The sequence below is a fragment of the Streptomyces sp. NPDC091416 genome (genome assembly GCF_044756845.1).
Taxonomy (GTDB): domain Bacteria; phylum Actinomycetota; class Actinomycetes; order Streptomycetales; family Streptomycetaceae; genus Streptomyces.
Genome location: NZ_JBIVTU010000001.1, coordinates 578,231 through 601,240, shown reverse-complemented (window position 1 = coordinate 601,240; position 23,010 = coordinate 578,231). Strand labels below are relative to the sequence as shown.

At 70.0% G+C, this 23,010-nt stretch carries 23 protein-coding genes and 1 tRNA gene; 13 read left to right on the top strand and 11 right to left on the bottom strand.

Features of this window, described 5'->3' with window-relative positions; all coding sequences use genetic code 11:
* Positions 1 to 66 precede the first annotated feature (66 nt).
* Positions 67 to 648 (top strand): L,D-transpeptidase family protein, encoded by a 582-nt coding sequence (locus tag ACIQMX_RS02455; RefSeq protein WP_402474466.1) that lies wholly within the window; start codon positions 67 to 69, stop codon positions 646 to 648.
* Positions 649 to 805: 157 nt separating this feature from the next.
* Here ACIQMX_RS02455 and ACIQMX_RS02450 read toward each other — a convergent pair whose 3' ends face one another.
* The 4 genes from ACIQMX_RS02450 to ACIQMX_RS02435 all read right to left on the bottom strand — a co-directional run bounded on the left by ACIQMX_RS02450 (position 806) and on the right by ACIQMX_RS02435 (position 3,194).
* Positions 806 to 1,171, bottom strand: coding sequence for a hypothetical protein (locus ACIQMX_RS02450; protein WP_363075548.1), 366 nt, complete (start codon positions 1,169 to 1,171; stop codon positions 806 to 808).
* A 72-nt stretch (positions 1,172 to 1,243) separates the two neighbouring features.
* On the bottom strand, positions 1,244 to 1,795 hold the full coding sequence (locus tag ACIQMX_RS02445) for a hypothetical protein (RefSeq protein ID WP_402474465.1): 552 nt from the start codon (positions 1,793 to 1,795) through the stop codon (positions 1,244 to 1,246).
* 262 nt (positions 1,796 to 2,057) lie between these two features.
* The gene (locus ACIQMX_RS02440) at positions 2,058 to 2,486 is read right to left on the bottom strand and encodes a hypothetical protein (protein ID WP_363075552.1); all 429 of its coding nucleotides are present in this window, start codon (positions 2,484 to 2,486) and stop codon (positions 2,058 to 2,060) included.
* Between the two features lie 282 nt (positions 2,487 to 2,768).
* Positions 2,769 to 3,194: a hypothetical protein gene (locus tag ACIQMX_RS02435; RefSeq protein WP_402474462.1), complete on the bottom strand. Its 426-nt coding sequence runs from the start codon at positions 3,192 to 3,194 to the stop codon at positions 2,769 to 2,771.
* 335 nt (positions 3,195 to 3,529) lie between these two features.
* On the opposite strand from ACIQMX_RS02435, the gene ACIQMX_RS02430 reads away from it, so the two are divergent.
* The 5 genes from ACIQMX_RS02430 to ACIQMX_RS02410 all read left to right on the top strand — a co-directional run bounded on the left by ACIQMX_RS02430 (position 3,530) and on the right by ACIQMX_RS02410 (position 8,340).
* Positions 3,530 to 4,120 carry a hypothetical protein gene (locus ACIQMX_RS02430; RefSeq protein WP_363075556.1) on the top strand — a complete coding sequence of 197 codons (591 nt, stop codon included), beginning with the start codon at positions 3,530 to 3,532 and terminating at the stop codon, positions 4,118 to 4,120.
* A gap of 350 nt (positions 4,121 to 4,470) precedes the next feature.
* Positions 4,471 to 4,544, top strand: a tRNA-Ala gene (locus tag ACIQMX_RS02425).
* 832 nt (positions 4,545 to 5,376) lie between these two features.
* Complete coding sequence (locus ACIQMX_RS02420) at positions 5,377 to 6,108, top strand: hypothetical protein (RefSeq protein WP_402474460.1); 732 nt, start codon at positions 5,377 to 5,379, stop codon at positions 6,106 to 6,108.
* Between the two features lie 154 nt (positions 6,109 to 6,262).
* A complete protein-coding gene (locus tag ACIQMX_RS02415; protein WP_363075561.1) occupies positions 6,263 to 7,888 on the top strand; it encodes a Hint domain-containing protein in 1,626 nt (541 codons plus the stop codon).
* Complete coding sequence (locus ACIQMX_RS02410; protein WP_402474458.1) at positions 7,888 to 8,340, top strand: hypothetical protein; 453 nt, start codon at positions 7,888 to 7,890, stop codon at positions 8,338 to 8,340. Before ACIQMX_RS02415 ends, ACIQMX_RS02410 begins: the two co-directional genes overlap by 1 nt.
* Before the next feature lie 85 nt (positions 8,341 to 8,425).
* Here ACIQMX_RS02410 and ACIQMX_RS02405 read toward each other — a convergent pair whose 3' ends face one another.
* The 5 genes from ACIQMX_RS02405 to ACIQMX_RS02385 all read right to left on the bottom strand — a co-directional run bounded on the left by ACIQMX_RS02405 (position 8,426) and on the right by ACIQMX_RS02385 (position 12,059).
* Positions 8,426 to 9,379 (bottom strand): FG-GAP repeat domain-containing protein, encoded by a 954-nt coding sequence (locus ACIQMX_RS02405; RefSeq protein WP_402474457.1) that lies wholly within the window; start codon positions 9,377 to 9,379, stop codon positions 8,426 to 8,428.
* Positions 9,380 to 9,550: 171 nt separating this feature from the next.
* On the bottom strand, positions 9,551 to 9,892 hold the full coding sequence (locus ACIQMX_RS02400) for a hypothetical protein (protein WP_363075567.1): 342 nt from the start codon (positions 9,890 to 9,892) through the stop codon (positions 9,551 to 9,553).
* Between the two features lie 28 nt (positions 9,893 to 9,920).
* A complete protein-coding gene (locus tag ACIQMX_RS02395; protein WP_363075569.1) occupies positions 9,921 to 10,325 on the bottom strand; it encodes a hypothetical protein in 405 nt (134 codons plus the stop codon).
* A gap of 298 nt (positions 10,326 to 10,623) precedes the next feature.
* Positions 10,624 to 10,959, bottom strand: coding sequence for a putative quinol monooxygenase (locus ACIQMX_RS02390; protein ID WP_402474454.1), 336 nt, complete (start codon positions 10,957 to 10,959; stop codon positions 10,624 to 10,626).
* Between the two features lie 32 nt (positions 10,960 to 10,991).
* Complete coding sequence (locus tag ACIQMX_RS02385) at positions 10,992 to 12,059, bottom strand: aldo/keto reductase (protein ID WP_363075573.1); 1,068 nt, start codon at positions 12,057 to 12,059, stop codon at positions 10,992 to 10,994.
* 292 nt (positions 12,060 to 12,351) lie between these two features.
* On the opposite strand from ACIQMX_RS02385, the gene ACIQMX_RS02380 reads away from it, so the two are divergent.
* The 3 genes from ACIQMX_RS02380 (at position 12,352) to ACIQMX_RS02370 (ending at position 15,452) form a co-directional block, all read left to right on the top strand.
* Entirely contained in the window at positions 12,352 to 13,224 is an 873-nt protein-coding gene (locus ACIQMX_RS02380; RefSeq protein ID WP_363075575.1) for a helix-turn-helix transcriptional regulator, read from the top strand.
* Between the two features lie 397 nt (positions 13,225 to 13,621).
* Positions 13,622 to 14,566, top strand: coding sequence for a YihY/virulence factor BrkB family protein (locus ACIQMX_RS02375; protein ID WP_402474453.1), 945 nt, complete (start codon positions 13,622 to 13,624; stop codon positions 14,564 to 14,566).
* Between the two features lie 292 nt (positions 14,567 to 14,858).
* Positions 14,859 to 15,452, top strand: a complete 594-nt coding sequence (locus tag ACIQMX_RS02370) for a hypothetical protein (RefSeq protein WP_363075579.1) — start codon at positions 14,859 to 14,861, stop codon at positions 15,450 to 15,452.
* 94 nt (positions 15,453 to 15,546) lie between these two features.
* Here ACIQMX_RS02370 and ACIQMX_RS02365 read toward each other — a convergent pair whose 3' ends face one another.
* A complete protein-coding gene (locus tag ACIQMX_RS02365) occupies positions 15,547 to 16,155 on the bottom strand; it encodes a hypothetical protein (protein ID WP_402474451.1) in 609 nt (202 codons plus the stop codon).
* 411 nt (positions 16,156 to 16,566) lie between these two features.
* Here ACIQMX_RS02365 and ACIQMX_RS02360 point away from each other — a divergent pair, with 411 nt between their 5' ends.
* From ACIQMX_RS02360 to ACIQMX_RS02345, 4 genes are all read left to right on the top strand, one after another.
* A complete protein-coding gene (locus ACIQMX_RS02360) occupies positions 16,567 to 18,963 on the top strand; it encodes a Flp family type IVb pilin (RefSeq protein WP_402474449.1) in 2,397 nt (798 codons plus the stop codon).
* A gap of 93 nt (positions 18,964 to 19,056) precedes the next feature.
* A complete protein-coding gene (locus tag ACIQMX_RS02355; protein WP_402474448.1) occupies positions 19,057 to 19,839 on the top strand; it encodes a hypothetical protein in 783 nt (260 codons plus the stop codon).
* Positions 19,840 to 20,050: 211 nt separating this feature from the next.
* Positions 20,051 to 21,544: a Hint domain-containing protein gene (locus ACIQMX_RS02350; RefSeq protein WP_402474446.1), complete on the top strand. Its 1,494-nt coding sequence runs from the start codon at positions 20,051 to 20,053 to the stop codon at positions 21,542 to 21,544.
* Positions 21,545 to 21,594: 50 nt separating this feature from the next.
* Positions 21,595 to 22,119 carry a hypothetical protein gene (locus ACIQMX_RS02345; RefSeq protein WP_402474444.1) on the top strand — a complete coding sequence of 175 codons (525 nt, stop codon included), beginning with the start codon at positions 21,595 to 21,597 and terminating at the stop codon, positions 22,117 to 22,119.
* A 78-nt stretch (positions 22,120 to 22,197) separates the two neighbouring features.
* Here the strand turns inward: ACIQMX_RS02345 and ACIQMX_RS02340 are convergent, their stop codons facing one another.
* Complete coding sequence (locus tag ACIQMX_RS02340; protein ID WP_363065311.1) at positions 22,198 to 22,989, bottom strand: hypothetical protein; 792 nt, start codon at positions 22,987 to 22,989, stop codon at positions 22,198 to 22,200.
* Between the last annotated feature and the right edge of the window lie 21 nt (positions 22,990 to 23,010).

Below are 23,010 nucleotides of genomic sequence, written 5' to 3'. Positions count from 1 at the left end.
TCACCCCGCACACGCGCGGCCCGGGACACCGAGCGCGCTGGAAGAACCGGAAGAACGAGGAATCACATGAGCAGCAACGGACGACGCCCGCGCGGTGCCGTGATCGCCGGGGCCCTGTCGACCGTCCTGGCCCTGTCGCCGGCCGCCGCCGCACAGGGGCCCGACCGGGCACCGCGGACGGCAGCGGCTGCGACGACCAGCCTGGTCTTCGACAAGAACCCGGACGACCCCACCAACTCACGGCTCTCCGTCTACAAGGGCACAAAGCTCTGGGCCACCTACCGGGCCGGATCGGGCCTCGGGATCAAGGACGACTGCGTGCGCGGCAAGGGCTGGCTGCCGAACGGCAACTGGAGGATCAAGCTCAGGTCCCGCACCTACAACGGCAACCTCATCAAGGGCTACGCCGTGTACCTCCAGGACATGAAGTGCTCCAAGGGCACTCTGACGCGCACCGAGATGTTCATCCACTCCGAGATGAACCGCGACGGCAGCCGGGGCGGCACCGAACGCCGACGCTGGGACGGCGCCGGGGACTACAAGTCCAACGGCTGCGTCAAGCTGAATCCGACCGACATCGCGAAGATGTTCCGTCTCCTCGACCGCAAGGGCTTCGGCTGGCCGACCCATCTGCGGGTGGTGTCCTGACGCGGCGTCCGAGTGAAGGGGCCCCTTCGCCGTCGGCGGTGGGGCCCTGTCCGCTCGTAGGCACCGCCATCGCCCACCACGAACGTAGGCACCGCCATCGCCCACCACGACGTGCTCCATCCCGTGGGCATCCTCGTCCGGAACCGACGCGGGCGGCTCAGACGCGCTCCCTGCGGCCCGGGGGGAATTCGTTGCCGTCGCGGTCGGAGACCGTCGCGAACCAGGACGTGGCCCAGACGGTCAGACAGTCGCTCTCGTGGCACGTCTCGAACGGGTGGTCATTCCATGTTCCGTACGAGGTGACGTACACGGCCTCCCCGGGCTTCAGCCAGTAGTCCTGCCCGAAGGGCTCAAGCCACAGCTGCAAGTACTCCTCGCCGTCGTTCTGCACCAGGAGCGGCACCGGGTTCCCCAGCTGCTGGATCGCCTCGAAGCCGAAGTCTCCCGCCCTGGGCATGTTCTTCTTCAGCGGATCGATGATCCTGCCGATGTCCAGGCGCTGAACCGAGTGTTGTTCGTCCACGCGATCATTGTGGGCCCAGCCCAGCCCAGCCCCAGCGGACGGAAACAGGAACAGCCCGGTCACCGACAGCGCCTACTCCTGCAACTCCGTGAGGGGCTGACCGGTGACGGTGGCCGTAAGGATCATCGGGGCGTCGCCGTCGCACTGGCTGACGGAGACGCCGACCCACCGCGGCCCTGCGGCACCCGGGCCCGCACCCGCACTCCAACCCGGGGAGCCAGTGGGCCCCCACACCACGAGGTCGCCGAGGAGGTCGTTGTCGCACAGGGTCCGGAACAGCAGCGGCATGGGTTCATTCGCGATCCTGCGCATGATCGGCACTCGCATGCCGGTCCGCCGGTGCGGTCCCCACCTGGCGTCCAACGCGTCGGCGAGGGCCGCCAGATTGTTCTCGCCGGCCTCCGAGGCCTCGTCCCACTCGGAGCCGCGGAGACCGGTGAAGCTGTCGCTCTCCCAGAGCGGGGCGATCAGGAGTCCGCTTCCGCTGATCAGGGTCCACTCCTGCGTGAACGGCAGCCATTCGTGCGCCGTCGGCCCTGCTTCGGGCAGCGGGCGAGCCAGCAGCTCATCGATCTCGGAGACGGCCCGGGCGATGTCGAACGTCTCGCCTCCCCGGGAGGTCATGCTCACCGTGTGGCCTTTCCGTTGGGCACGGGAGGGGCCGGCAGCTCCGGAGAAGGCCCTGTTCTCCGGCCCTGGACCACGAGCGCTGACGGCGCGGCGTCCGTCCCGTACCGACGCGGCGTCCGTCTCGTACCGACGCGGCGTCCGTCCGCGCACCCACGGGTGGGGACGGACGCCGCGCCGCACCCCATCTGCGGTGCGTCGTGTTCGGTACGCGAGGAGCGCCGTGCCGGCCGGGCGAGCCTCACGGCACCCGGTCGGGTCAGACCACGAACGTCTCCAGGGTCATCTCCTTGACGCCGGTGATGTTCTTCACCTCGCTGTCGTAGTCGAATTCCTTGTAGGCGGGACCCGCGAGGTGCGGACAGGCCATCACCGAGCCCTCACGCTTTGTCTTCGAAGAGGTCTGGAAGGTGACCCACCAGACCACGCAGGCACCATCCCGGCCGCCCCACCAGCCCACTTCGGGGAGCAGGTCCTCGACCCATCCGGTTACCCGGGCCTTTCCGTTCTCCACGCAGACCGTGACCTCGCCCTTGCCGTACTCGTAGGTCTGGCTGTCGCTGACGCACTCGGCCGCTGCCTGACCGGCCCCCGATGCGGTCGGCGTGGCCGATGCGGTCGGTATCGCGAGCACGGCGGTCGCGCTCATGACTCCGGCGACGGCTGCGGTGCGGATCAGTTTCCCCATGTCCGTGTGCTCCCCTGTAGACAGATGATTGCTCTTGTGGCGGGTATGGCCATGCGTCAGTCCGGTGGCCAGGACTATCCCGACTGTCCAGTGCGTGGAGGTGCTCCTGTATCCGGCGGACGGCAGGCCGGGATGCGAGCCCGTGCACGTACACGCAGTTGGTTTCATCTCGACCGTATGAATCGGTCGGACGTGTCCAGCCTCCCCGTACGACGCATTGCGGCAAGGCCCCGGGACGGCGACCTGTTGTCGCCGTCCCGGGTGCGCCTCACAGCGGACGGGTCAGGCCCAGGCCGTCCCCAGCGTCAGCTTCTCGACACCGGTGATGTTCTGTACGTCGCTGTCGTAGTCGAACTCCTTGTAGGCGGCGCCCCCGAAGTGCGGGCAGGCCATCACGGAGCCCTCGAGTTCGGTTCCCGAGGTGGTCTGGAAGGTGATCCACCAGATCACGCAGCCGCCGTCCGGCGCTCCCCAGCCTCCGCCCGGAAGGAGGTCCTCCAGCCAGCCCGTCACCCGGGCCTGCCCGTTCTCCACGCAGACCTTGATCTCGCCCTTGCCGTACGTGTGGGTCTGGCTGTCGGTGACGCACTCGGGCGCCGCCTGGCCGGCCCCCGAGGCCGTCGGCGCGGCCGAGGCGGCCGGCACCGCGAGCAGGGCGGTCGCTCCCATGACTCCGGCAACGGTTGCGGTGCGTATGAATCCACTCATGTCCGTGTTCTCCCCTGTAGACAGATGATGGGTCTCGTGCAGCGCGTGACTGTGTTTCAGTCGGCCGGCCAGCGAAATTCCGTCAGCGGGCGCGCTCATTTCCCCGTGCGGCGCGCTGCCGTGGCCGGCCCCGTGGTCTCGAACCGGCCTGCCGACGCGATCACCGTACAAGGTCCATTCAGGCGCGTAGAAGATCGAAAAGAGCCCCCGACTGACCGAACGTGCTCTTTCCAATGGACGGTCGGCGTGCATGCGGGGGATGTGTGTGTCAGTGGTCCGGTGCATGATCGAGGCGTTCGGCAACAGCACTCTCACGCAGCCGGGACAGGAGCCTCGTGACCGGGATCGAGCAGGAGAAGCAACAGATCTCGGACGGTCTGTCGATCATGCATGCGCTTGAGCGGGTTCTTGGCCACAGGAACTCCGAGAAGACCCCGCAGTGGACGGAGCTCGGCTTTTCCGTGATCGACCGGGGCGCGTATGCGATCTTTCCGCTCGCTGTGGCGCGGGTACAGGAGGATGGCGATTCCGTAAGGGCGGAGCTCCTGTCGGACATGGAGTACAGCCTGCGGCGCAGTTGCGTCCATTTCTTCGGGGGCGACGACTTCCATGCGGAGATGGAACTCGATGCCGAGAACGGGTACGGCCGAAAGCTCGTGGACGCCGGAGCCGTCGACTCCGGACCGCCCTGGTGGTGCGTGTGGAGCATCCAGCGTTTCGCCGTGGTGCTCGCGCACTCGGTCGATCAGCCGGGCACTTGGGAAACCCTGGCGCTTCACGTCGTCCCGAGGGACTGGGTTCTGTACCGCCCGATCAATTCGGGAACGAAGCGTGAGGCGTCACGCTACCGACGGATTCTCAAGGAACGGGACGCCGCCGATGTGGTCTGGTCGTGGCCGCTTCCGGATCGGGACGGCGCGTCCTGAAGAGAAATCCGCGCGGAATCCGCGCGGAATCCGGGCGGAATCCGGGCGGAATCCGGGCGGAACCCGCGCACGCGATGTTCGTGGGTGAAGCCCAGCCGGATACGCCACCGAGGTGTGATCGCGAACCCACTGACCTTCAGTGAAGCCGGGGGAGTGGCCGCGGCGAGATCGGATGCCTGTCCGGCACCGCGGAGTCCGGTCATCCCGAGCCGGCCCGACGTGGGCTGAACTCCCGTCCTGCGTAAGCGATGGTGGGGCAGCGCGACACAGGGGGCGATGGGTGCCCCCTCCGAGCCGTCGAGAAAACGAGAGCGGTGGGCGGCCCTGCCCCGTACGATCGCGAGCGGGACGGAGCCCGTAGCGCAGTGGTCGTCGCGCCTTCACCGCATGTGGGAAGACGCCGGTTCGAATCCGGCCGGCTCCGCCCCGTCCATTGCCGTGTGCACGCTTGCGCGTTGGTACTGGCCACGGTGAATTCGGGCGGGTGGCGCAACATGGCCGCGAGAGCCTCGCGGGCGCGTCCGACGTGTGCTGTAGGCGTGCCGCGGCCGTCATGCGCGACAAGGATCCCAGACAGCAAGGTGGTTGGGTGACCGGCAGGGTGAGGCGCCCGACGCGCGCGGCTCGGAAGTATCCGAGTTCCGCGGTGCCTCATGGAGTCGCGATTCCTGCCGGGACGGTCCGTTGCCGGACGAGCGGGTAATCTTCCCGAACCTGAGTCCGATTCGCTGCCCGACCGGAGCGGTTGAACCGTAGTCACGCATGGATGAGTTGGGGACCTCTCGTGTCTGACACCGGCGGAATCGTGTATGCGGGCGGAGCCGGCGGAATAGCCGGGGCCCTGTCAGCAGGCCCAGGACGGCAGCCTCTTCCGCGGCCGCTCCTGGCGGTGTTGCTGCTGACCCGGGCCCTCTTCGTGGTCGCCGTCGTCGGCGGCATCGGCGTACTGACGGTGGCATCCTCCGTCAACGAGGTCGGGCGTCGCCTTGCAGTCGCCGGACCTTCATCGAGACGAAGTGGGGCTATCGCGGCCCGCGGTTCTACAACGAGGCGACCGGCAACCTCACCACGCTGGCCACGAAGCGCTGGGTGGACCAGGCGACCCGACAACTGGATGCGGACCGGGGTAAACCGGTGGTCTGGCATCTCTCGGATCCTGATGTGGCCAAGGCCGCCCAGAAGATGTTCAGGGGCCGAGGCATGGACGTTTAGGTGATCCATACGCCAGAGGCGCCGTGAGGCCGAAGGGGGCCGAAGTGCTGGATGTGGTGGTTCGCGGACTGTGGGGTGTGCGTCGGCAGAGCCCCGACCAGCTGGCCGAACGATGGCTCGTCCTGCTCCGCGGACTGGCCGAGATCGGTGGCGAGGCATGCGGTCAGTGGTATGAGGCGGCTGAGGACGACGTGTCGCCGCCCTCCGTTGCGCTCACCGTCCCGGCGGTCGCTGAGTACATCCACCGGCAGAACCCCGACTCCGACGCGGACTACATCGGGCGGGTGGCATCGCTCAGCGCGGCCACCGCCCCAGGCCGGCCCCAGGTGGAGACGTGGGTCAACGCGGGAGGTTCGGCGAAGCGGGTTGCTGACAGCTGCCTCGTCACGTTCCGCTCGCGGGAGCTGGACGAGTCCGTGGAACCGGTGCGGCGCTCCGGGGACGTGCTGTCCGCGATCGGTGCGAGCTGGGGGCCCGACTGGGGAGAGGCCTACAGCCGCGAGGAGTACCGGTCGGTGAAGCAGGAGTTCGGCCTCCGTCCCAGCGCGCCGCGCGGGGGCCGGTCGGTGTATCTGTCGCCCGGGCGGGCGGCGCTGGCACCCGAGGGGCTGCCGGGGACGTACACGCGCACCGCGTCAGGGGGTCTGCTCATCGACCTCACGCGGGGCGGCGCGGCGCAGCCGTCCGTCGAGGCGATCGTCGAGATGAACCGGGAGCTGCGTGCCGCCGGGGCGCTCGAACCGCTGCCCGTGCCCTTCGACCGTGACACGTTCTGACGGTCCGGAGGCTCGGTCCGCCCTGATGGCTCGGACGGCCCGGGCGCCGGGCTCGGGGGCCGTCGTCCGGATCATCCCGAACAGGCCCGACCGTACGGCGATTTAGGTCTGTGGGCCCAATACGCCCGGGGATGACCGTCGTTACCGTCGACGTATGTCACGGGTGGGGAAGTCGCAGCGCCGGTTCCGTCGTTGGGTGCGGGGTGTCGTGCCGCGTACGGGTGTGCGTGTGCCGGTGGTGCGGCGGCGGGGTGACCGGGGTCAGGGGGCGTTGGAGTATCTGGGTCTGACGCTGGTGGTGGTGGCGATCGTCGGTGCTCTGGTGGGTACGGGGATCGGTGCGGATCTGACGGCGAAGATCGGTGTGCAGGTCTGCCGGATCGGTGGTGGCGGGAACTGTGGTGGTGACGGCGGGAATCAGGCTCAGGGCGGGGATCAGAACGCTCCGGGGCAGGGGGATCCGGCGTCGGACAGGAATCCTGACGGTTCGCCGAAGTCGCCGGAGCAGATCGCGTACGACAAGGCCCTGAAGGACCTCCAGGACGCGCAGAGCGACGAGAAGTCCAACAGTGACAAGGCGATCGACGCGGCGAAGGAGCTCGCGAAGATCCTTGCCGACGAGCTCGGGATCACCGACGCGCTGGACTGCATCACCAAGGGCGACATGGGCGCCTGCACCGAGACGCTGATCAACGTCCTCCTCAGCCTCGTCGGTGGCGCGGTCGGGAAACTCGCCGCGAAGTACGGGGCGCCCTGGAAGTGGAAGAAGGCCTACAAGCTCATCCAGTCCCTGAAGAAACACGGCGGGGACCTGTACGACGGGCTCAAGGGACTCCTCAAGAGCCGCGGCAAGGTCAAGGACGCCCAGAAAGCCCTCGACGACGCGGCCAAGAAACTCGACGACACCAAGAAGCCACCCAAAAAGGACGACCCCAAACCCGACGAGAAGAAGCCCGACGAGCCGAAGACCTGTCCTGTCCGGCACAGCTTCCTCGCCGGTACGCCGGTGTTCCTCGCCGACGGGCGGCGGGTGCCCATCGAGCGCGTTCAGGTCGGCGACAAGGTCTTCGCCACCGACCCGGGCAGCGGACGCACCCGGGTGCGCAAGGTCGAGCAGGCGATCACCACCTACGACGACAAGCACTTCACCAGGCTGACGTTCCGGACGCCGACCGGCCCGGGTGTCGTGACGGCGACGGACACCCACCCGTTCTGGGTCGTCGACCAGCGTCGCTGGACGAACGCCGGCGACCTGGAGCCGGGCGCGCGGCTGCGGACCCTGGACGGCCGGACGGCCGTGGTCGCCGGGATCACCCGCTACGACCGGCGGCAGACCACCTACGACCTGACGGTCGCGGGCATCCACACGTACTACGTGGCCGTCGACTCGACCGGTCTCCTGGTGCACAACAACGACCCGGCGATCATTCCGAGGGTCGACAACGCCCGGCTGCAGCAGACGGTCGATGCCCTCTACCACGGGGTCGGCAATGCGAAGCTGGTCGGTGACGGAAGTGCGATGGCCGCGGCGAGCGCCGAGTTCAACGGGGCCGACGGGGTCGAGGGCAGGAACCACCTGAAGAGCACTGCCCAGCTCAAGGCGGCCCTCAACAACTTCCTCACCAAGGACGTCATCCGCCTCAAGGGCGGTAAGAAGGAGACCGTGGTCAGGAGCGAGAAGGACATCAAGACCGCGAAGGCGCTCATCCAGGCGATCGACGACGCCCAGATGGGCAAGTACAAGGGGTACAAGAACTACCCCGGGCTCGAGGAATGCTGATGACCCCAGACAGGACCCCGGACGCGGCCGCTGACGGGAACCCGCATGCGTCCCCGCACGCATCCCCGGACACGCCCCCGCACGCGTCCCCGGACGTGTCCCCGGACGTGCAGCTGGTGCGGGACCTCGTGGCTGCGGTCCCCGACTTCGAGGACCTCTACGAAACGCATGTGTTCAACCAGGACGGGGTGCTGCCCCACGTCTTCTTCTGGGACGTCACCCAGGAGACGGTGCAGTCCTACCTCGGTCTCGACGCGGACGCGCCGGACTGGCGGCGCACCCTGCGGTTCCTGGAGGAGCAGAGCGCACGGGACGTGCCCGGGATCGACGAGGTCGTGGTGACGTCCTTCCTGGAGTACCTGCCGTTCCCCGGGAAGCCGGGGCACGAGATCGTCGGCGAGCTGGGGCCCGTCATGGCGGCGAAGTTCGCGAAGGTACGCCCTGCCGGATGATGCAAGGCATGACGAACACGGGCGGGCCGCCCTCCCCCTCGGGGAGAGCGGCCCGCTTCGTCATCCGTCCTGCTCGCCCGCCTGCCTACAGCAGGTTGTAGATCTGGAAGCCGTGGCCGATCTTGGCCGGGCTCTCGAACACGCTGCCGGCGTTGCCCGTGCCCGAGTACCGGAACAGGTCACCGTTCGGCTTGCGCGCGATCAGGTCCGCCACGCCGTCCGCGTTGAGGTCGCCGACCGACAGCAGACGGTCGTACGTGTTCCAGCCGGCACCGATCCGCGTGCGGGCCGCGAACGGCGCCTTGTAGTCGCCGGTGCCCTTGTACAGCCACAGGACGCCGGACGTGTCCCGGGCGACGATGTCGGGCTTGTTGTCGCCCGTCAGGTCGCCCTGGCCGGCGAGCTGGGTGTACTGGCCCCAGCCGCCGCCGATCCGCATGCGCGGGGTGACGGTGCCGTCCGCGTAGCCGAGGTAGCCCCACAGCACGCCGGCCTTGTCCAGGCCGATGAGGTCGGCCTCCTGGGCTCCGCCGATGCTGCCGGGGGACAGGACCGTGGGATAGATGTTCCAGCCCTTGCCGACCTGTGAGTTGTGGTACTCGAAGTCGTCATCGATCCAGCTGAAGGTCAGCTTCCCGTCCTTGTGGACGGTCCAGGTGTGGTCGCTCCACCCGTCCTTGTCGTTGTCGACGCTGATCGAGTCGGCGAACGCGTCGAAGCCGGACGTCACGAACTCCCGGGGCTTGAAGCCCCCCTGGCCGTCCGTCCAGTACATGTACAGGTCGCCGGTCTGCTTGGTCACGCCATCCATGGAGAAGCTGGGCGTTTCCACCGTGCCGACCGCACTGGCGGCCGGAGCCGCCCCCTGGGCCTTTCCGGCCTGCTGCTGCTCGGCACCGGCCGCGGCCTGTGCCCGCTCGGCCGCACCGACGGGGTCACCGGAGGCGAACGACGTGCCGGCCGTGGCGGCCATGGCCACCGTGACGGCGACGGCGGCGAGAGCGCCGCGGACCGTGCGGCGGCGTCGATTACTGATCATGGAGAATCCCCCCTGGGTTCTGCTCTGTGTGCTCAACAGCACATGGTGCGTGCTGCCGTTGACCGGAAGCCTCTCACGAGGGTCCGACAACGCCCCGGCCGGTGGCCGGGCGTTGTGCTGCGTACCTGTCCTGGTTCGTGCGCAGGGCCGGCGGCGTCGGGCCGGATGCCGTTACCGCACGCGGCCCGGGTGCGGTCCGGCCGGGGTGGGCTCCTGCTGACCGAACCGCTCCACGGGCGTGCGCGCGCCCGCCCGGAACTCGGTCAGGGCGAACCCGATGTCGCGCGCCGATCCGGCGAAGAGCACCGACCGGTCCGCCGCCACGAGGATGGTTCCGCCGCCGCGTACCTGGTGGACGACGGCCACCGCGTCGTCCTCCGGCAGCAGCACATGACCGAGAGCGGCGTCGGGCGATATGCGGCGGTACAGCGCCTCACCGAACGCGATGAGCTGCCGCTGCTCGGGTGTGGGCGGGGCGGCATCCCCGGAAGCCTCCCTGTTTGCCGCGCTCATGCCGTCGCCCCCTCATGCGGTCGCGCTGTCATCCCGCAACCCCGTCGTCGTCGTGGGCCGCCGCGAGCTCCGCGATCAGGTCCGCGTCACGCATCCCGGGCAGGACGTACCCCTCGGCCTCGTCCCACGGGACGTCGAGATCGTCCATGTGCACACGCCACTCCGCATCCGGCAGGGCACGGCGCAACTCCGTCACGGAATCCAGCACATGGGCGATCACGGGCAGCAGACGACCGGGATCGAACGGCATCTTGGTGGACCCGTTGACGATCTCCCGCGGCTCGGAGCCGGCCGTTTCGTACAGATACAGGCTCTCCTCCTCCTCGTACGGGAAGGACGCCATGTGCGCGGCGACGACGCGCTCGACGGATGCGGACTCGGCCTCGGTCAGCGGTGTCGCGCGCTGCGCGTGGTAGTAGAGGGAGACGCTCATGGCGGGAGCGTACGACGCGGGTGTGACAACGTCGGCAGCGATCTGTGTCAGCCGGTGTCTGCACCGACCGGTATCTACGGCGGCCGGTGTCTGCACCGCCCGGTGTCTGCGCCGGCCGGTCTTTGCGCCGGAGGCGCGGCACGTACGAGACGGGCCCGGAGTTCGTCCGGGGCCCCGTCGCAGGACGCGGCGGGCAGGCCGGGCAGGAGGGCGAGGGCGGCGGAGAGGAGTTCCGCCGACGCCCTAGGGGCGGCCCGGACCGCCCGGACCGCCCAGTATCAGTCCGCCGTGGTGCCGGTCAGTGATCCTCGGGCGCGGACACTCCGACAGGGCCGGTCGCGACGTCCGGGACCTCGGTCAGTCGCCGGATGGTCATCGGTTCGGCGAGGACGAGGTCGAGGACCTCCCACACATGTCCGAAGTGCGCGGTCGTGAAGTGTTCGGCCAGTGCCGCGGCATCCGTCCACTCCTCCACGATCACCATGCGGGCGGGGCGGTTGGGGTCGGCATAGGGGCGGTACGCGAGACAGCCCGGCTCGCCCATGGACGGTTCGATCATGGCTTCCAGGGCGGTGCGCAGCCGGTCCTCCCGCCCGGGAGCGGCGAGACATTCGGCGATGACGAAGAGGGACATGCTGACGGACTCCTCAGGAAGGGTTTCGGGACTCACGGCCGGACCGGGCCCGTGCCCGCACCGGATGCGGTGAGTGCGGCGGTGATCTCGTCCAGGTCGGCCGGGCTCAGCTCCACGGAACCGGCGCCGGCCCAGCCGTCGACCTGGGCGGGCTTGCGGGCGCCGACGATCGCGCCCGTGATGCCCGGCCAGGCGAGCGCCCAGGCGAGGGCGATCTCCGCGACCGTGGCTCCGTGCCGGGCCGCCACGGGCCGCAGGGCTTCGGCGAGCCGAAGGTTGGCCGGCAGGCCCGCGGTGAAGTCGTGGTGGGAGGCCCGCCAGTCGTCCGCGGGCAGGGCGGCCACGCGCGCTGCCGAGAAGGTGCCGGTCAGGAGACCGGACTGCAGGGGTGAGTAGACGATGACCCCGGTGCCGTGGGCCCGGGCCCAGGCGATCTCGGCGGCGGCCGAACGGTTGACCGCGGAGAACGGCGGCTGGATCACGTCGACGTGCGCGACGCGTTCGGCGGCTTCGAGCAGTTCGGGCGAGTGGTTCGACAACCCGATCGCGCGCACCTTCCCCGATGCCTTGAGATCGGCCATGACCTGCCAGTACTCCTCGATCGGCGTGGCGTTCGCGGACACCGCCCCGTTTCCTTCGCCCGCGTACGCGAGGGATTCACCGGTGTCCGGCCAGTGCACCTGGTACAGGTCGATATGGTCGGTCCCGAGCCGGCGCAGCGAGTCCTCCACCTCGCGACGCACACTCGCGGGCTTCATGACCCGGCGCGGAGCGGCCTGCGGATCGGCAGGGTCCCAGACGAGGCCGGCCTTGGTGAACACGTAGGGGCGTTCGGCGTCCGGAAGGCCGGCCAGTGCCTTGCCGATCAGTTTCTCGGAGTGGCCGAGCCCGTACACGGCGGCGGTGTCGATCCAGTTCACGCCGCGGTCGAGGGCGCGACGGATCGCCGCGACGGACTCGGCGTCGTCGGTGGGCCCCCAGCCGAACTGCCAGCCGGAACCGGAGACGGCCCAGGAGCCGAAACCGAGGCGGGAGATGTGCATGCCGGTGCGGCCGAGTGCGGCGCCGGGGAGGGAGGTGGACATGGACGGGGACGTCATGAAGGTCTGCTTTCCTCACGATGGAACGGGTCGGGTCGGGTCGGGTCGGGTAGGTCGGGTCGGGTCGGGTCGGGTCGGGTCGGTCGGGTCAGGCCAGGGCGGGTCGGGCCAGGGCGGGACGGGTCAGGGCCGGGCGGGTGGATCGGGCGGGCCGGGCGGGGCGCTCGCCCGTCTCGTCGTGCCTCCACCCTGGCCGTCCGGCCCCGGGCCACCCAGGGCCTGCCCGTGCCTGGGCACGGGATGACCAGGCTGCGGGGGGTGAACTCGCCCGGCCGGGACGGATACTGGGGCCATGGCACTGGACCGACGCGCAGAGCTGGGTGAGTTCCTCCGGTCCCGCAGGGCCCGGCTGCAACCCGAGGAGCTGGGACTGCCGGACTACGGGGGCCGCAGGCGGGTACCGGGCCTGCGCCGGGAGGAGCTGGCCCGACTGGCCGGCGTGAGCGTGGACCACTACGTACGGCTGGAGCAGGGACGTACGCTCCACTTCTCCGAGGCCGTGCTGGACGCCGTCGCGCGTGCGCTGCGGCTGGACGCGGTGGAGCGCGATCACCTGCACCGGCTCGCCCGGCCCTGGCCGGGCCCCGGGCACACCGCCGAGGCGCCGGGCCGGCAGCAGGTACGGCCGGGGCTGCGCCGGCTCCTGGACTCCGCCGGTGACGTGCCGGCGTACATCGTCGGCAGGAACACCGACGTGCTCGCCTGGAACGGTCTCGCCGCGGCCCTGATCACGGACTTCGGCGCGCTCCCGCCGCGACAGCGCAACAAGGCCCGGCTGGTGTTCCAGGACGAGGGGATGCGCAGCCTGTACGTGGACTGGCGGGGCAAGGCGGCCGACGTCGTCGCCTACCTCCGCCTCGACGCCGCCCGCCACCCCGGCGACCCCGAGACGGCGGAGCTGATCGACGAACTCAGTTCCGGAAGCGCGGAGTTCCGTGAGGTCTGGGCCGAGCACCGGCTCAAGGACAAGACCCACGGCCAGTACGCCTACGCCCACCCCGTCGTGGGCCGGCTCGACCTCGGGTTCGAGACGCTGCGACTGCCCGACGACCCGGACCAGGCCCTGATCGCGTACACGGTGGAGGAGGGCTCGGCCTCCGAGACCGCACTGCGGCTCCTGGCTTCCTGGGCGCGGGAGAGCCGGCCCGTGACGCCCGCGGTGTGAGGGCGGGCCGTTCCGCCCCGTCCGCGCAGGCGGCGGCCCGCCGGGCTCAAGGCGTGCGGTGCCGGGCAGGACGCCCCGCGGCCGGTCCGCGCGGGCGCCACCTCCACCTGCCATCCGGATGAGTCGCGCCGGGCGCCGCCTCCACCCGCCATCCGCAGGAGTCGCGCCGGGCGCCGCCGTGCCTGCCATCCGGAGGAGTCGCGGGTGCCACCTCCGCCCGCCATCCGGAGGAATCGGGTGTACCGGGCGCGTACCGGAGCAGAAGAGGAAGGGCAGCACACGGTGTCACGAGGACCGGACGCCGGAGCGCTTCGCCGTCGCCCCACGGGCCTCCCCGCTGTCGTTCCCCGTGAGGCACCCGACCGTGCCGATCCTCCTACGTCCCCGGAGCCCACCCGTGTTCACCAAGTTCAACGGCGCCCTCACCGGCGCGCCGGTCCGGGCGTCCGGCCGTACGCCCGGACCGCCGAGGCGCTGGCCCGTCGCGCTCCGGCGGACGCCCGTCTCCCTGTGGAACGACGACCTCTCCGACTGGGCGGCAGCCCTCACGTACTACGCCATCCTCGCGCTGCTGCCCGCGCTGCTGGTCACGGTTTCCGTCATCGGGCTGACCGCTCCGGAGGCCACGAAGGCGCTGATCGCCGACATCACCGCCTTCGCCCCGGCGGAGTCCGGCGCCGCTCTGCGCCAGCCGCTGGAGGCGGCCACCCAGCAGCGCACCGCCGTCTGGCTGCTGGTCGCGACCGGCACCCTCAGCGCGGTCTGGTCCGCGTCCAGCTATCTGGCCGTGTTCCGGCGGGCCATGCACGCGATGCACGGGGTGCCCGACACCCGGCCCGCCCTGCGCAAGGCCCACATCATCGTGGTCTCCGCGATCGGGCTGTTGCTGCTCCTGATGACCAGCGCGTTCGCCCTCGTGCTGTCCGGGCCGCTGGCACGCTGGCTGGGGCACCGGATGGGGCTCGCGCATCTGGGGGACGCGGTGTGGGAGGCGCTGAAGTGGCCGGTCCTCCTCTGCCTGGTCGCCTGCCTGATCATGGTCCTCTTCCGCACCGGGCCGGCGTCCGCGCGCGGTACGCGGCAGGCGCTGCCGGGCGGGGTGCTGGCGGCGCTGCTGTGGCTGGTGGCCTCGGCGGGGTTCGCGCTGTACGCGACGTACATCGGGTCCTACAGCCGGCTGTACGGCTCACTCGCCGGGCTCGTGGTGTTCCTGATCTGGGTGTGGTTCACGAACCTGGCGCTGCTGACCGGTGCCCAGTTCAACGTCGAACTGGAGCGGGCGCGGCGTGGCACAGCGCAGGGCCCTGGACGGCCGGACGGCCCCCGTCGTATCGACCCGTGATGCCGTCGCCGGTCTCCCGGCCGATGCCGGACCGGCTGTCGCGCCGGACCCCGTGCGGCATTGGGGTCCGCCGTGGGCCCGTGGGCCCACGCACCGGGCGGCGGTGCTCATTACGCTCGTGCTGACCAGGCGCGAGCCCCTCGCGACGCCGCCGGACCGGCGGTGTGACGGATGCGCTCGCGTGCGCAGGGATTTCCACGCTCTACCTGACCAGCAGGGCGGCCACCTCTCATCCGGCTCGTGCCGGGGTGAATCCGGGGTGCCCGGATTCTCTTCATGAGGTGACGTGTCGATGAGTGACGGATTCTTCTACTCGTACCACTTGGGCTGGAGCCGCCCCGACGCCGAGTCGTTGCTCGGCGACCTGGAGGCGGCGGGTGTACGGCCCGATCATCCGGTCACCCGGCGCATCACGCTGCTCGGGCCGGGCTCCCGGCCGTCCGTCACCCAGTCCTGGGTGACGCGGGACCAGCTCGTCCTCCTGGCCGGCCTGCAACGCCTGGACCAGGTCGACTTCCTGCTCTGGCTGCCCAGTGGCTCCGAGGTGCCCGCCCGGGTCCGGCGGACGGACGACGGCACGGTGGAGCTGCGGTTCACCCTCGGAGGCCTGCCGCGGGACGAGCGGGAGACAGTCGTCCGCGCGGTGCGCGAGGCGATCGGGAGGGCGTCGCTGCTGTGCGTCGGCTTCGTGGTCGACCGTGAGGGCGCGTCGGCGGCCACCGACTGGAGGGGGTTCATCGTGAGGGGCACGGTGTACTTCGACCACTGGCCGGACACGCTCGCAGTACGGCCGGAAGTGGCTTCCGCGCAGCCGCAGTTGAGCGGGGTGAACTCGTTCGAGCAGTCGCCCTGGGTGGTGTACGGAAGTGATGTGCCCAACCGGTAGGAGTGCTGGTGGCGGCGGGGCGGGCGCGGCGGACATGGGGCGGGGGGCGGGGAGCCGCTCCCGGCTCCCCGCCCCCCGCCCCCGTGTCGTGGCTCTAGCCGACGACCCCCGCCGTGGCGAGTGCCGCGACCGTGCCGGTGGCCACGAGGATCCCCCCGAGGTAGCCCGTGGCGGTGGCTCCGCCGTCACGCCAGTAGTACGGGGCGGCCTGCGGCGACCCCGTGTCGCCGTCGTCCATCAGCCGGTCGACGGCCAGGCCCACCGCCGCTCCGGTCGCCAGGGTGACGACGGGCAGCAGGACCGCCTCCATGTCGGAGAGCTGCCACAGCACCGCGTACCCGTAGCCGAGCGCGGCCAGCGGCACGCCGAGGGCGGCCGACAGGTGCAGCGGGCGGGAGTCGCGCTGTTCCGCGGGCAGGACCCGGGTGGATGCCAGCACGGTCAGCACGGTCGTGAGGACGGCGGGTACGTGCTGGAGCGCCAGCCGCCACGTGAACACGTCCAGCCGTTCGTCGGTGGCCAGCAGGTCGACGAGCCCCCGGGAGATCACGTATCCGGCGATGACGTGGACCACCGCCCCGACGGCCCAGCACCGGGCGAGCATCAACAGGGGCCCGCCGCCCGCTCTTTCCGTACGACCGGGTCCGTACCCCGGGGGCCGGCGCCCCGCGCTTCCGTTCTCCCAGCCGCTGCCACCGTTCACGGTTCTTCCTCTCCGAAGTCCACTCACCCGGCCCGTTCCTGGCATGCTCCGAACAACGGGCATGCTCCGAGCGTACGACTGCGCGACCATGCTGACCTGGGCCTATGGCCCCAAAGTTGGGCCCAAGGGTGCCGGTGAGGGCGAGAAGTTCGAGTCCGGGCTGCGCGGGACGGCGCCAACCGGACTCCGCGGGCGTGATGTTGGGCCCGTGGGCCCAAGCTGTGACCGAGGGATTCGCATTAGTGTACGAGCATGAATGGTGCGGGTGGGGGCTGGGCGGAGTCCGTCGAGCGTGCGGTGCAACGGGGTTCGAGGCCGATGACCGCCGGTGGCGCCGGCGGTGGTGACGCCTTCGGGCCGTGGGCGGCCGGGCAGGCCCCGGCGCCGCGGTCCTTGCTGTGGATACAGGGCATGCAGTGGATCCAGTTCGGACTGTCCCTGCTCTATGTGCTGACCGTGCTGTCGATGGTGTCCTACGTCAACGGCGAGCTCCTGGGCGTGCTGTTGTACGACTCGCTGCCGAGTGTGGTCGCCGTGGTGCTGGCTCGCCGCGCGGCGCGGGGCGGTGTGTGGGTGGCCCGCGGACTGACGGCAGTTCAGTGCTGGCTGCTGTGGCTCTCATTCGTTTCCCTTCTGCACATGGACTACCGCGGACTCACGCAGACGGCCATTCCGGTCGCGACGCTGGTGCTGCTGCGCAGTCCGGAGGCGCGTGACTGGTTCGCGTTGCCGGCCGGGCAGCGTGAGGAACCGAGAGCCTTCCGCGTGGAGCGGATGATTCTCTGGCGGCGCGACCGCGGGCAGACGGCGCTGGAGTACCTGGGTCTGGTCCTGGTCGTCGCGGCGGTCATCGGGGGGCTCGTGGCGACGGGGATCGGCCAGGAGCTGACGCAGAAGATCGGCGCCCAGGTCTGCCGGATCGGCGGGGGCGGCGACTGCGGCGGAGGGGGCGGTGCGGGCGCGGATGTGGAAGCGAACGACCCCTCGGAGGCCGGTGATGCGGGCGGAAGCACCGGCACCGGCGGTACGGGCGGAGGCGCCGGCGGTACAGGTGGTGACCCCGGTGACATGAGCGATGTGGTGGTCGTCAGCGGGGACGGCACCACCCGCCCCGTCGCGCCCGGCCCGCTGGAGCGCGAGGTGGACAACGACGACTTCAAGGACGACCCCGACGAGCCGTTGATACCCGACGAGCGGCACGACCGCAGTTGGTGGGATCACACCCGGGGCTTCTTCGTCGCTCCGTTCACCGGGCTGGTCAATGACACCTACGCGGTGCTCACCAACCCCAAGAAGGTGGTCACGGACAGCTGGAACGGCTTGAAGGACTACACCACCGGCTGGTGGAAGGAGAAGGGCGGCAGCGTCTCCGAGAAGTGGAAGAAGGGGGACAAGTTCGGTGCTGCCTGGGAGGGCACGAAGAAGGGGCTGAGCTTCACCAAGGACTTCGCCGTCGACATGTTCGTCGACAAGGAGAACTGGAAGAAGGGCAACTACGGCGCGGCCGGCGGAAACACGATTCTCGGACTCGTGGGAATCCTCTCCCCCAAGACCTTCAAGAAGTTCACCAAGCTCGGCAAGATCAAGAAGCCGCACTTCCCGGACACGCCGGCGGGGCGTGCCGCCGAGGCGGCGGAGAACGCGAGGAAGGCTGCCGAGAAGGGCGACCTCGATGCGGCTGCCAAACATGCCGACGAGGCGCAGAAGGCCGCTGACGAGGCCGCGGAGAAGGCCCGGAAGGGTCAGAAGAAGGCCTGCAAGAACATTGCGATGCCCCGGGCCCGGGTTCCTTTCGCGACCTTCAGCCATGCCGGCACCGGCACCGGCACGGCGGCGCCTGCTGTGTACCGCGGCAGCCGTTCCCCGGCCGTGGCCCTCCGCGCGGGTTCACCCACCTGCGGACCGGACGACGACGACGTCAAGGCGTCCAGGGAGGCGCAGCAGCAGGCGTTGGACGCCCGCGCCGACGTCGTACGCAAGATCATCCAGGATCACAAGAACAAGCAGATCACGGAGAAGAGCGAGCGCTTCCAGCTGGACGAGAAGGGTCTCGACCGACTGCTGAAGCTGGGCAAGGACGACCCGGACCTGTCACGCGGCGAGATCGGCAAGAAGGAACTCGCCGACTCCCTGGAGGACTTGGCTGCGGCCCTGCGTACGAAGAACATCGACAGCCAGAGCAGGGGCGCTCTCGGAGGCCCGGTCGTCCGCGCCACGAACCGTCATGCTCTCGCGGAGGCCATGGCCGAGGTCCGCGCCGCCCAGCGCATCGCCGAGCACGAGGCGGCGCCCGGCACCAAGGTCTACGCCGGTATCGGCGATCGCAAGGGGGCACGCGACTCGGTGGACCTCGGCGACGGGACCACCGCGGACATGAGCGGAGTGCCGGAGGCGGATGCCGTTTACAAGGGGCTGGACGGCAAGGTCCACACCGTGGAGGTCAAGAACACCGGCAACGCCGCGCGCAAGGCCAGCGTCCACGAGCAGATCAAGCGGCTCGGCGACTGGCAGAAGGCAGGCGAGGGACGGCAGGCCCGCTATGAGATCGCGACGGAAAAGGGCTGGGAGAAGATCTTCGACGGCTTCGAGAAGGACAAGAGCGGTACGGCACCGAGCGGTACCCCGGCCGGCCGGATGGCCGAGCAGGGTGTCGGCGCCCGGATCGGTGGCCAGGACGTTTCGCCGACCCAGCTCCAGAAGATGAATGATGCCTGGAGCCGTCTCAGCGAATCGGAGAGGCGACAGGCCGTGAGCGAAGGGCGTATGAACAATCCCCGGGCGGCCATGGGCTTCCTGGGCGTGCAGTGAAGCGGAGGACGGACACGCGGGCCGGATGATGGCGTGCGCGAGCGGAACGGTGTGTGCTCTGCACGGGTGCGCACGTGCAGAGGATCGGAACGAGTGGACGGAGAGGACCTGACCGTGCCGGAGGACGAGACCGAGTTGCTGCGGATGGTGCGCAGCGCATCGCTCGGCGACGACGAGCGGGACCTGGTACGGGAGCGGCTCTGGCGCCTGCGTCGCGACCGGGGAGATGCCGGGGTGCCAAAGGGCGGTGAGGTGTTGCTGCCCGAGGCCGTCCTGAGCGTGCCGACACCCTGGCTCTGGGAAGGGTGGACACTTCCCTCCTCCGGCCGGTACGTCGACGAGGACGCGGAGAGCATCGCCCACGCGCGTGCGGTCCTGGAGGCGTGCCTGCCGGGCGAACCCGTCCCGCGCGAGGTGCGGGCGGTCTGGGACGCGCCCGACTGGGACGCCGGCACGGGCATCCGGCGCATCGGGGTGCCCGACGTGCTGCGAGGCCTGATGCCGGAGACCCGGCTGGTCACCCGTGAGCGCATGGCGGCAGCACGAGCGGAGGCCGAGGAGCTGGCCATCCCCGGCGTACCGGGTGAGGTCGAGCCCTTCATCGCCTTCTGGCTGCCGTACGTGCGTGAGCAGTTCGCCGATGCCGCCTTCCGGTGGATCGCGCAGGTCGACGAGGAGGACCTGCTCGTGCCGTGGGCGATGGAGCTGGCGCTGTGCTGCGTCGCGCGTCGCTGTGCGGCGGAGCAGGCGGTGTGGATGCTCCGCTGGACCGTGGGCGTACCGGAGAGCCTCGCGGCGCTGCGGCGGATCGCGACCGATCCGGCAGTCGACGCGGACGTGCGGAGCCTCGCCGAGGACGGGTTGCCCGGATCCTGACCGCCTGTGCCGCACGCGCGGATGCGGGGCATGTGTGCGGCTTTGGGCCCGGGGACCCATGACGGGGTCGCTCGGCGCGCCTAGGGTCGAAATCATGTCATCCATGGGGGAGTTGCGTCGTCGGGTGCGCCGGTGGGCTCGGACCTCGGTGCCGCGTACGGGTGTGCGTGTGCCGGTGGTGCGGCGGCGGGGTGACCGGGGTCAGGGGGCGTTGGAGTATCTGGGTCTGACGCTGGTGGTGGTGGCGATCGTCGGTGCTCTGGTGGGTACGGGGATCGGTGCGGATCTGACGGCGAAGATCGGTGTGCAGGTCTGCCGGATCGGTGGTGGCGGGAACTGTGGTGGTGACGGCGGGAATCAGGCTCAGGGCGGGGATCAGAATGCTCCGGGGCAGGGGGATCCGGCGTCGGACAGGAATCCTGACGGTTCGCCGAAGTCGCCGGAGCAGATCGCGTACGACAAGGCTCTGAAGGACCTCCAGGACGCGCAGAGCGACGAGAAGTCCAACAGTGACAAGGCGATCGACGCGGCGAAGGAGCTCGCGAAGATCCTTGCCGACGAGCTCGGGATCACCGACGCGCTGGACTGCATCACCAAGGGCGACATGGGCGCCTGCACCGAGACGCTGATCAACGTCCTCCTCAGCCTCGTCGGTGGCGCGGTCGGGAAACTCGCCGCGAAGTACGGGGCGCCCTGGAAGTGGAAGAAGGCCTACAAGCTCATCCAGTCCCTGAAGAAACACGGCGGGGACCTGTACGACGGGCTCAAGGGACTCCTCAAGAGCCGCGGCAAGGTCAAGGACGCCCAGAAAGCCCTCGACGACGCGGCCAAGAAACTCGACGACACCAAGAAGCCCAAGGACAAACCCGACGAGAAGAAGCCGACCACCTGCCCGGTGAAGCACAGCTTCCTGGCAGGCACCCCCGTCCTCCTCGCCGACGGCCGCACCCTGTCCATCGAGAAGGTGCGCGCCGGAGATCTGGTGACCGCCACCGATCCGGTGAGCGGCAGGACCGAGGCCCGCCGCGTCGAGCGGGCGATCACCACCCACGACGACAAGTACTTCACCCGGCTGACCGTCCGGACCGGCGGGGCCCCGGCCCAGCTGACCGCCACGGACACCCACCCGTTCTGGGTGACCGGCCAGCGGCGCTGGAGGGACGCGGGCGACATCGGCCGCGGCGACGCGCTGCGCACCGAGACCGGCGCGACGCTGACCGTCACCGGAGTGACGCGGTACACCCAGCGGCAGACGACGTACGACCTCACGGTCGAGGGCGTGCACACCTACTACGTGGGCATCGGCTCCGCGAACGCGCTCGTCCACAACACCGACTGCGACCTGTCGCCGGAAGAGCTGGAGGCGGCCCGCAAGCCCGGTGTGGGCGAAGGGGATCCCAAGAAGTTCAAGGACCACTTCCAGCGTCACAAGAAGCTGATCGAGGACGCGCTGGGCACCAAGTACAAGAAGCTCAAGGAGGACGGCCCGCAGTTCCGGAAGGACATCGCGGACGCGATCAAGGACGGTACGTTCGAGCTGGTCGGCAAGGGCACGCTGAAGAAGGGCGAGCCCGAGGGACTGATCTATCGTGGCAAGGGCGTGACGGTCGTCCTCAAGGAGAACGGTGACTTCTGGACCGCCCTCAAGAGCGGCGAGGGCATGGACACCGGCATCGTGATCACGAAGAAGGTGCCGGTGAAGTAGCCGGCATGGGAGGTGCCCGGCCGGCGGCCGGGCAGGAGCGGGGAGCGGACATGAGTGGTTGGCCGACGGCCGAGAAGGCACTGCGCGGCCATGCCGTCCGCGATGTCCTCCTCCCGGGATTCCTGGACCGGGACGAGGAGGTTGCCGAGTTCCGTCCGCAGCCGCTCGCCGTCTGGCTCCGGATGGACGAGGGGCTGCTGCGGTTCGAGTCCGTGGGCCAGTTCGACCGGCTGGACGCCACGGCGGTGCACGGCGTCCGGTGGGACGACATCGAGCTGCTCGCCGAAGCCGAGGAAGAGGTGATCGTCGCCTCGTGCGGTGAGCAGCTCTTCGGCGACGGCCGCGACGAACTGCGCTGCACCCGACTGCGCGTCTACCGTGCGCCGGGCGCCGACGAAGCGGTCTGCACCTGCCTGGCCCTCGACTTCGAGGGCGGGCACACCCTGTTCCTCGACCCGACGTGGACCTTCGGCATCAGGATCGGCAATGCCTCGGACGAACAGAGGTGGCTGGAGCTGTACGGCACCGAGGGTGCCTTGCTCACCGCCGAGGTGTCCCTGTCCGAACGGGAGTGAACAGCTGTGGCCCGACCCCCGGCACTCGGACGGGTGTGGGCCACATGATCTGCCGGGGCCCGGCGGGGCCGGACCGCGTCAGGGAAGCTTCGCCGCCTGGGCGGCGACGAGTTCGGCCGGGAGCTGTGGGGTCTTCGCCGTGAGGAAGTCCGCCACGTAGAACGTGACGACGGTCGATCCGGTGCGCACCAGCTGGAAGACCAGCGGCACCTTGTCCCCCTCGATGCTCCCGGTCACCTGGTAGGCGATGCTCTCCTGTCCTGCCGGAGGCAGCGGAAGCTGCTTGACCTCGGTGTAGGTGGAGGGGCCGTCCTCGCTCGATGTACGGAAGCCGCCCGCGCAGGCCCGGACCGCGTCCCGGACTCCGCGCATCAGCTGCTGCGCCGCGTCCTTGGGGTGTGCGGTGAGGATCTCGGTGACGACGGTCTGGTCGTCCTTGCCCTCCTCCGACTTGTCCATGACGGTACGGAAGACGGTGGCGGCCGGAGTGGGCTGGGGCGCGCCGTTGATCACGGCGACGAGCGGTTCGCAGTCCTTGTTCTCGGACCGCTCCGTGCCGCTCTCCTCGCCGCCCTGCATCGGCGTGACCTCGTAGCTCGCCACCTCACCGGTGGTCAGTGCGACCTTGGCCAGCCCGGCCTCGTCGAGGACCTCGCCGCTGCTGGTGGGGGTCGAGGTGGGTGCCGGGGCGGCGGAGTCGCTCGCGGCCGGATCGCTCGCGTTCGAGGAGGCCGTTCCGCTCGGCTTCGCGGGTGCGTCCGCGGCCTTCCCGCCGTCCTTCTCGGACGCCTTCCCGTCCGGCCCGCAGGCGACGGCCGCCAGGCAGAGCACTGCTGTGGTGGCTGCCATGGCTGCCGCACGTGCCTTCATCACTGACTGCTCCTCACCGGC

Coding starts and splice junctions, on each gene's coding strand:
- ACIQMX_RS02455 (WP_402474466.1), top strand. CDS start 67: ATGAGCAGCAACGGACGACGCCCGCGCGGTGCCGTGATCGCCGGGGCC.
- ACIQMX_RS02445 (WP_402474465.1), bottom strand. CDS start 1,795: ATGACCTCCCGGGGAGGCGAGACGTTCGACATCGCCCGGGCCGTCTCC.
- ACIQMX_RS02440 (WP_363075552.1), bottom strand. CDS start 2,486: ATGGGGAAACTGATCCGCACCGCAGCCGTCGCCGGAGTCATGAGCGCG.
- ACIQMX_RS02435 (WP_402474462.1), bottom strand. CDS start 3,194: ATGAGTGGATTCATACGCACCGCAACCGTTGCCGGAGTCATGGGAGCG.
- ACIQMX_RS02415 (WP_363075561.1), top strand. CDS start 6,263: ATGTCACGGGTGGGGAAGTCGCAGCGCCGGTTCCGTCGTTGGGTGCGG.
- ACIQMX_RS02410 (WP_402474458.1), top strand. CDS start 7,888: ATGACCCCAGACAGGACCCCGGACGCGGCCGCTGACGGGAACCCGCAT.
- ACIQMX_RS02405 (WP_402474457.1), bottom strand. CDS start 9,379: ATGATCAGTAATCGACGCCGCCGCACGGTCCGCGGCGCTCTCGCCGCC.
- ACIQMX_RS02400 (WP_363075567.1), bottom strand. CDS start 9,892: ATGAGCGCGGCAAACAGGGAGGCTTCCGGGGATGCCGCCCCGCCCACA.
- ACIQMX_RS02395 (WP_363075569.1), bottom strand. CDS start 10,325: ATGAGCGTCTCCCTCTACTACCACGCGCAGCGCGCGACACCGCTGACC.
- ACIQMX_RS02390 (WP_402474454.1), bottom strand. CDS start 10,959: ATGTCCCTCTTCGTCATCGCCGAATGTCTCGCCGCTCCCGGGCGGGAG.
- ACIQMX_RS02385 (WP_363075573.1), bottom strand. CDS start 12,059: ATGACGTCCCCGTCCATGTCCACCTCCCTCCCCGGCGCCGCACTCGGC.
- ACIQMX_RS02380 (WP_363075575.1), top strand. CDS start 12,352: ATGGCACTGGACCGACGCGCAGAGCTGGGTGAGTTCCTCCGGTCCCGC.
- ACIQMX_RS02370 (WP_363075579.1), top strand. CDS start 14,859: ATGAGTGACGGATTCTTCTACTCGTACCACTTGGGCTGGAGCCGCCCC.
- ACIQMX_RS02360 (WP_402474449.1), top strand. CDS start 16,567: ATGCAGTGGATCCAGTTCGGACTGTCCCTGCTCTATGTGCTGACCGTG.
- ACIQMX_RS02345 (WP_402474444.1), top strand. CDS start 21,595: ATGAGTGGTTGGCCGACGGCCGAGAAGGCACTGCGCGGCCATGCCGTC.
- ACIQMX_RS02340 (WP_363065311.1), bottom strand. CDS start 22,989: ATGAAGGCACGTGCGGCAGCCATGGCAGCCACCACAGCAGTGCTCTGC.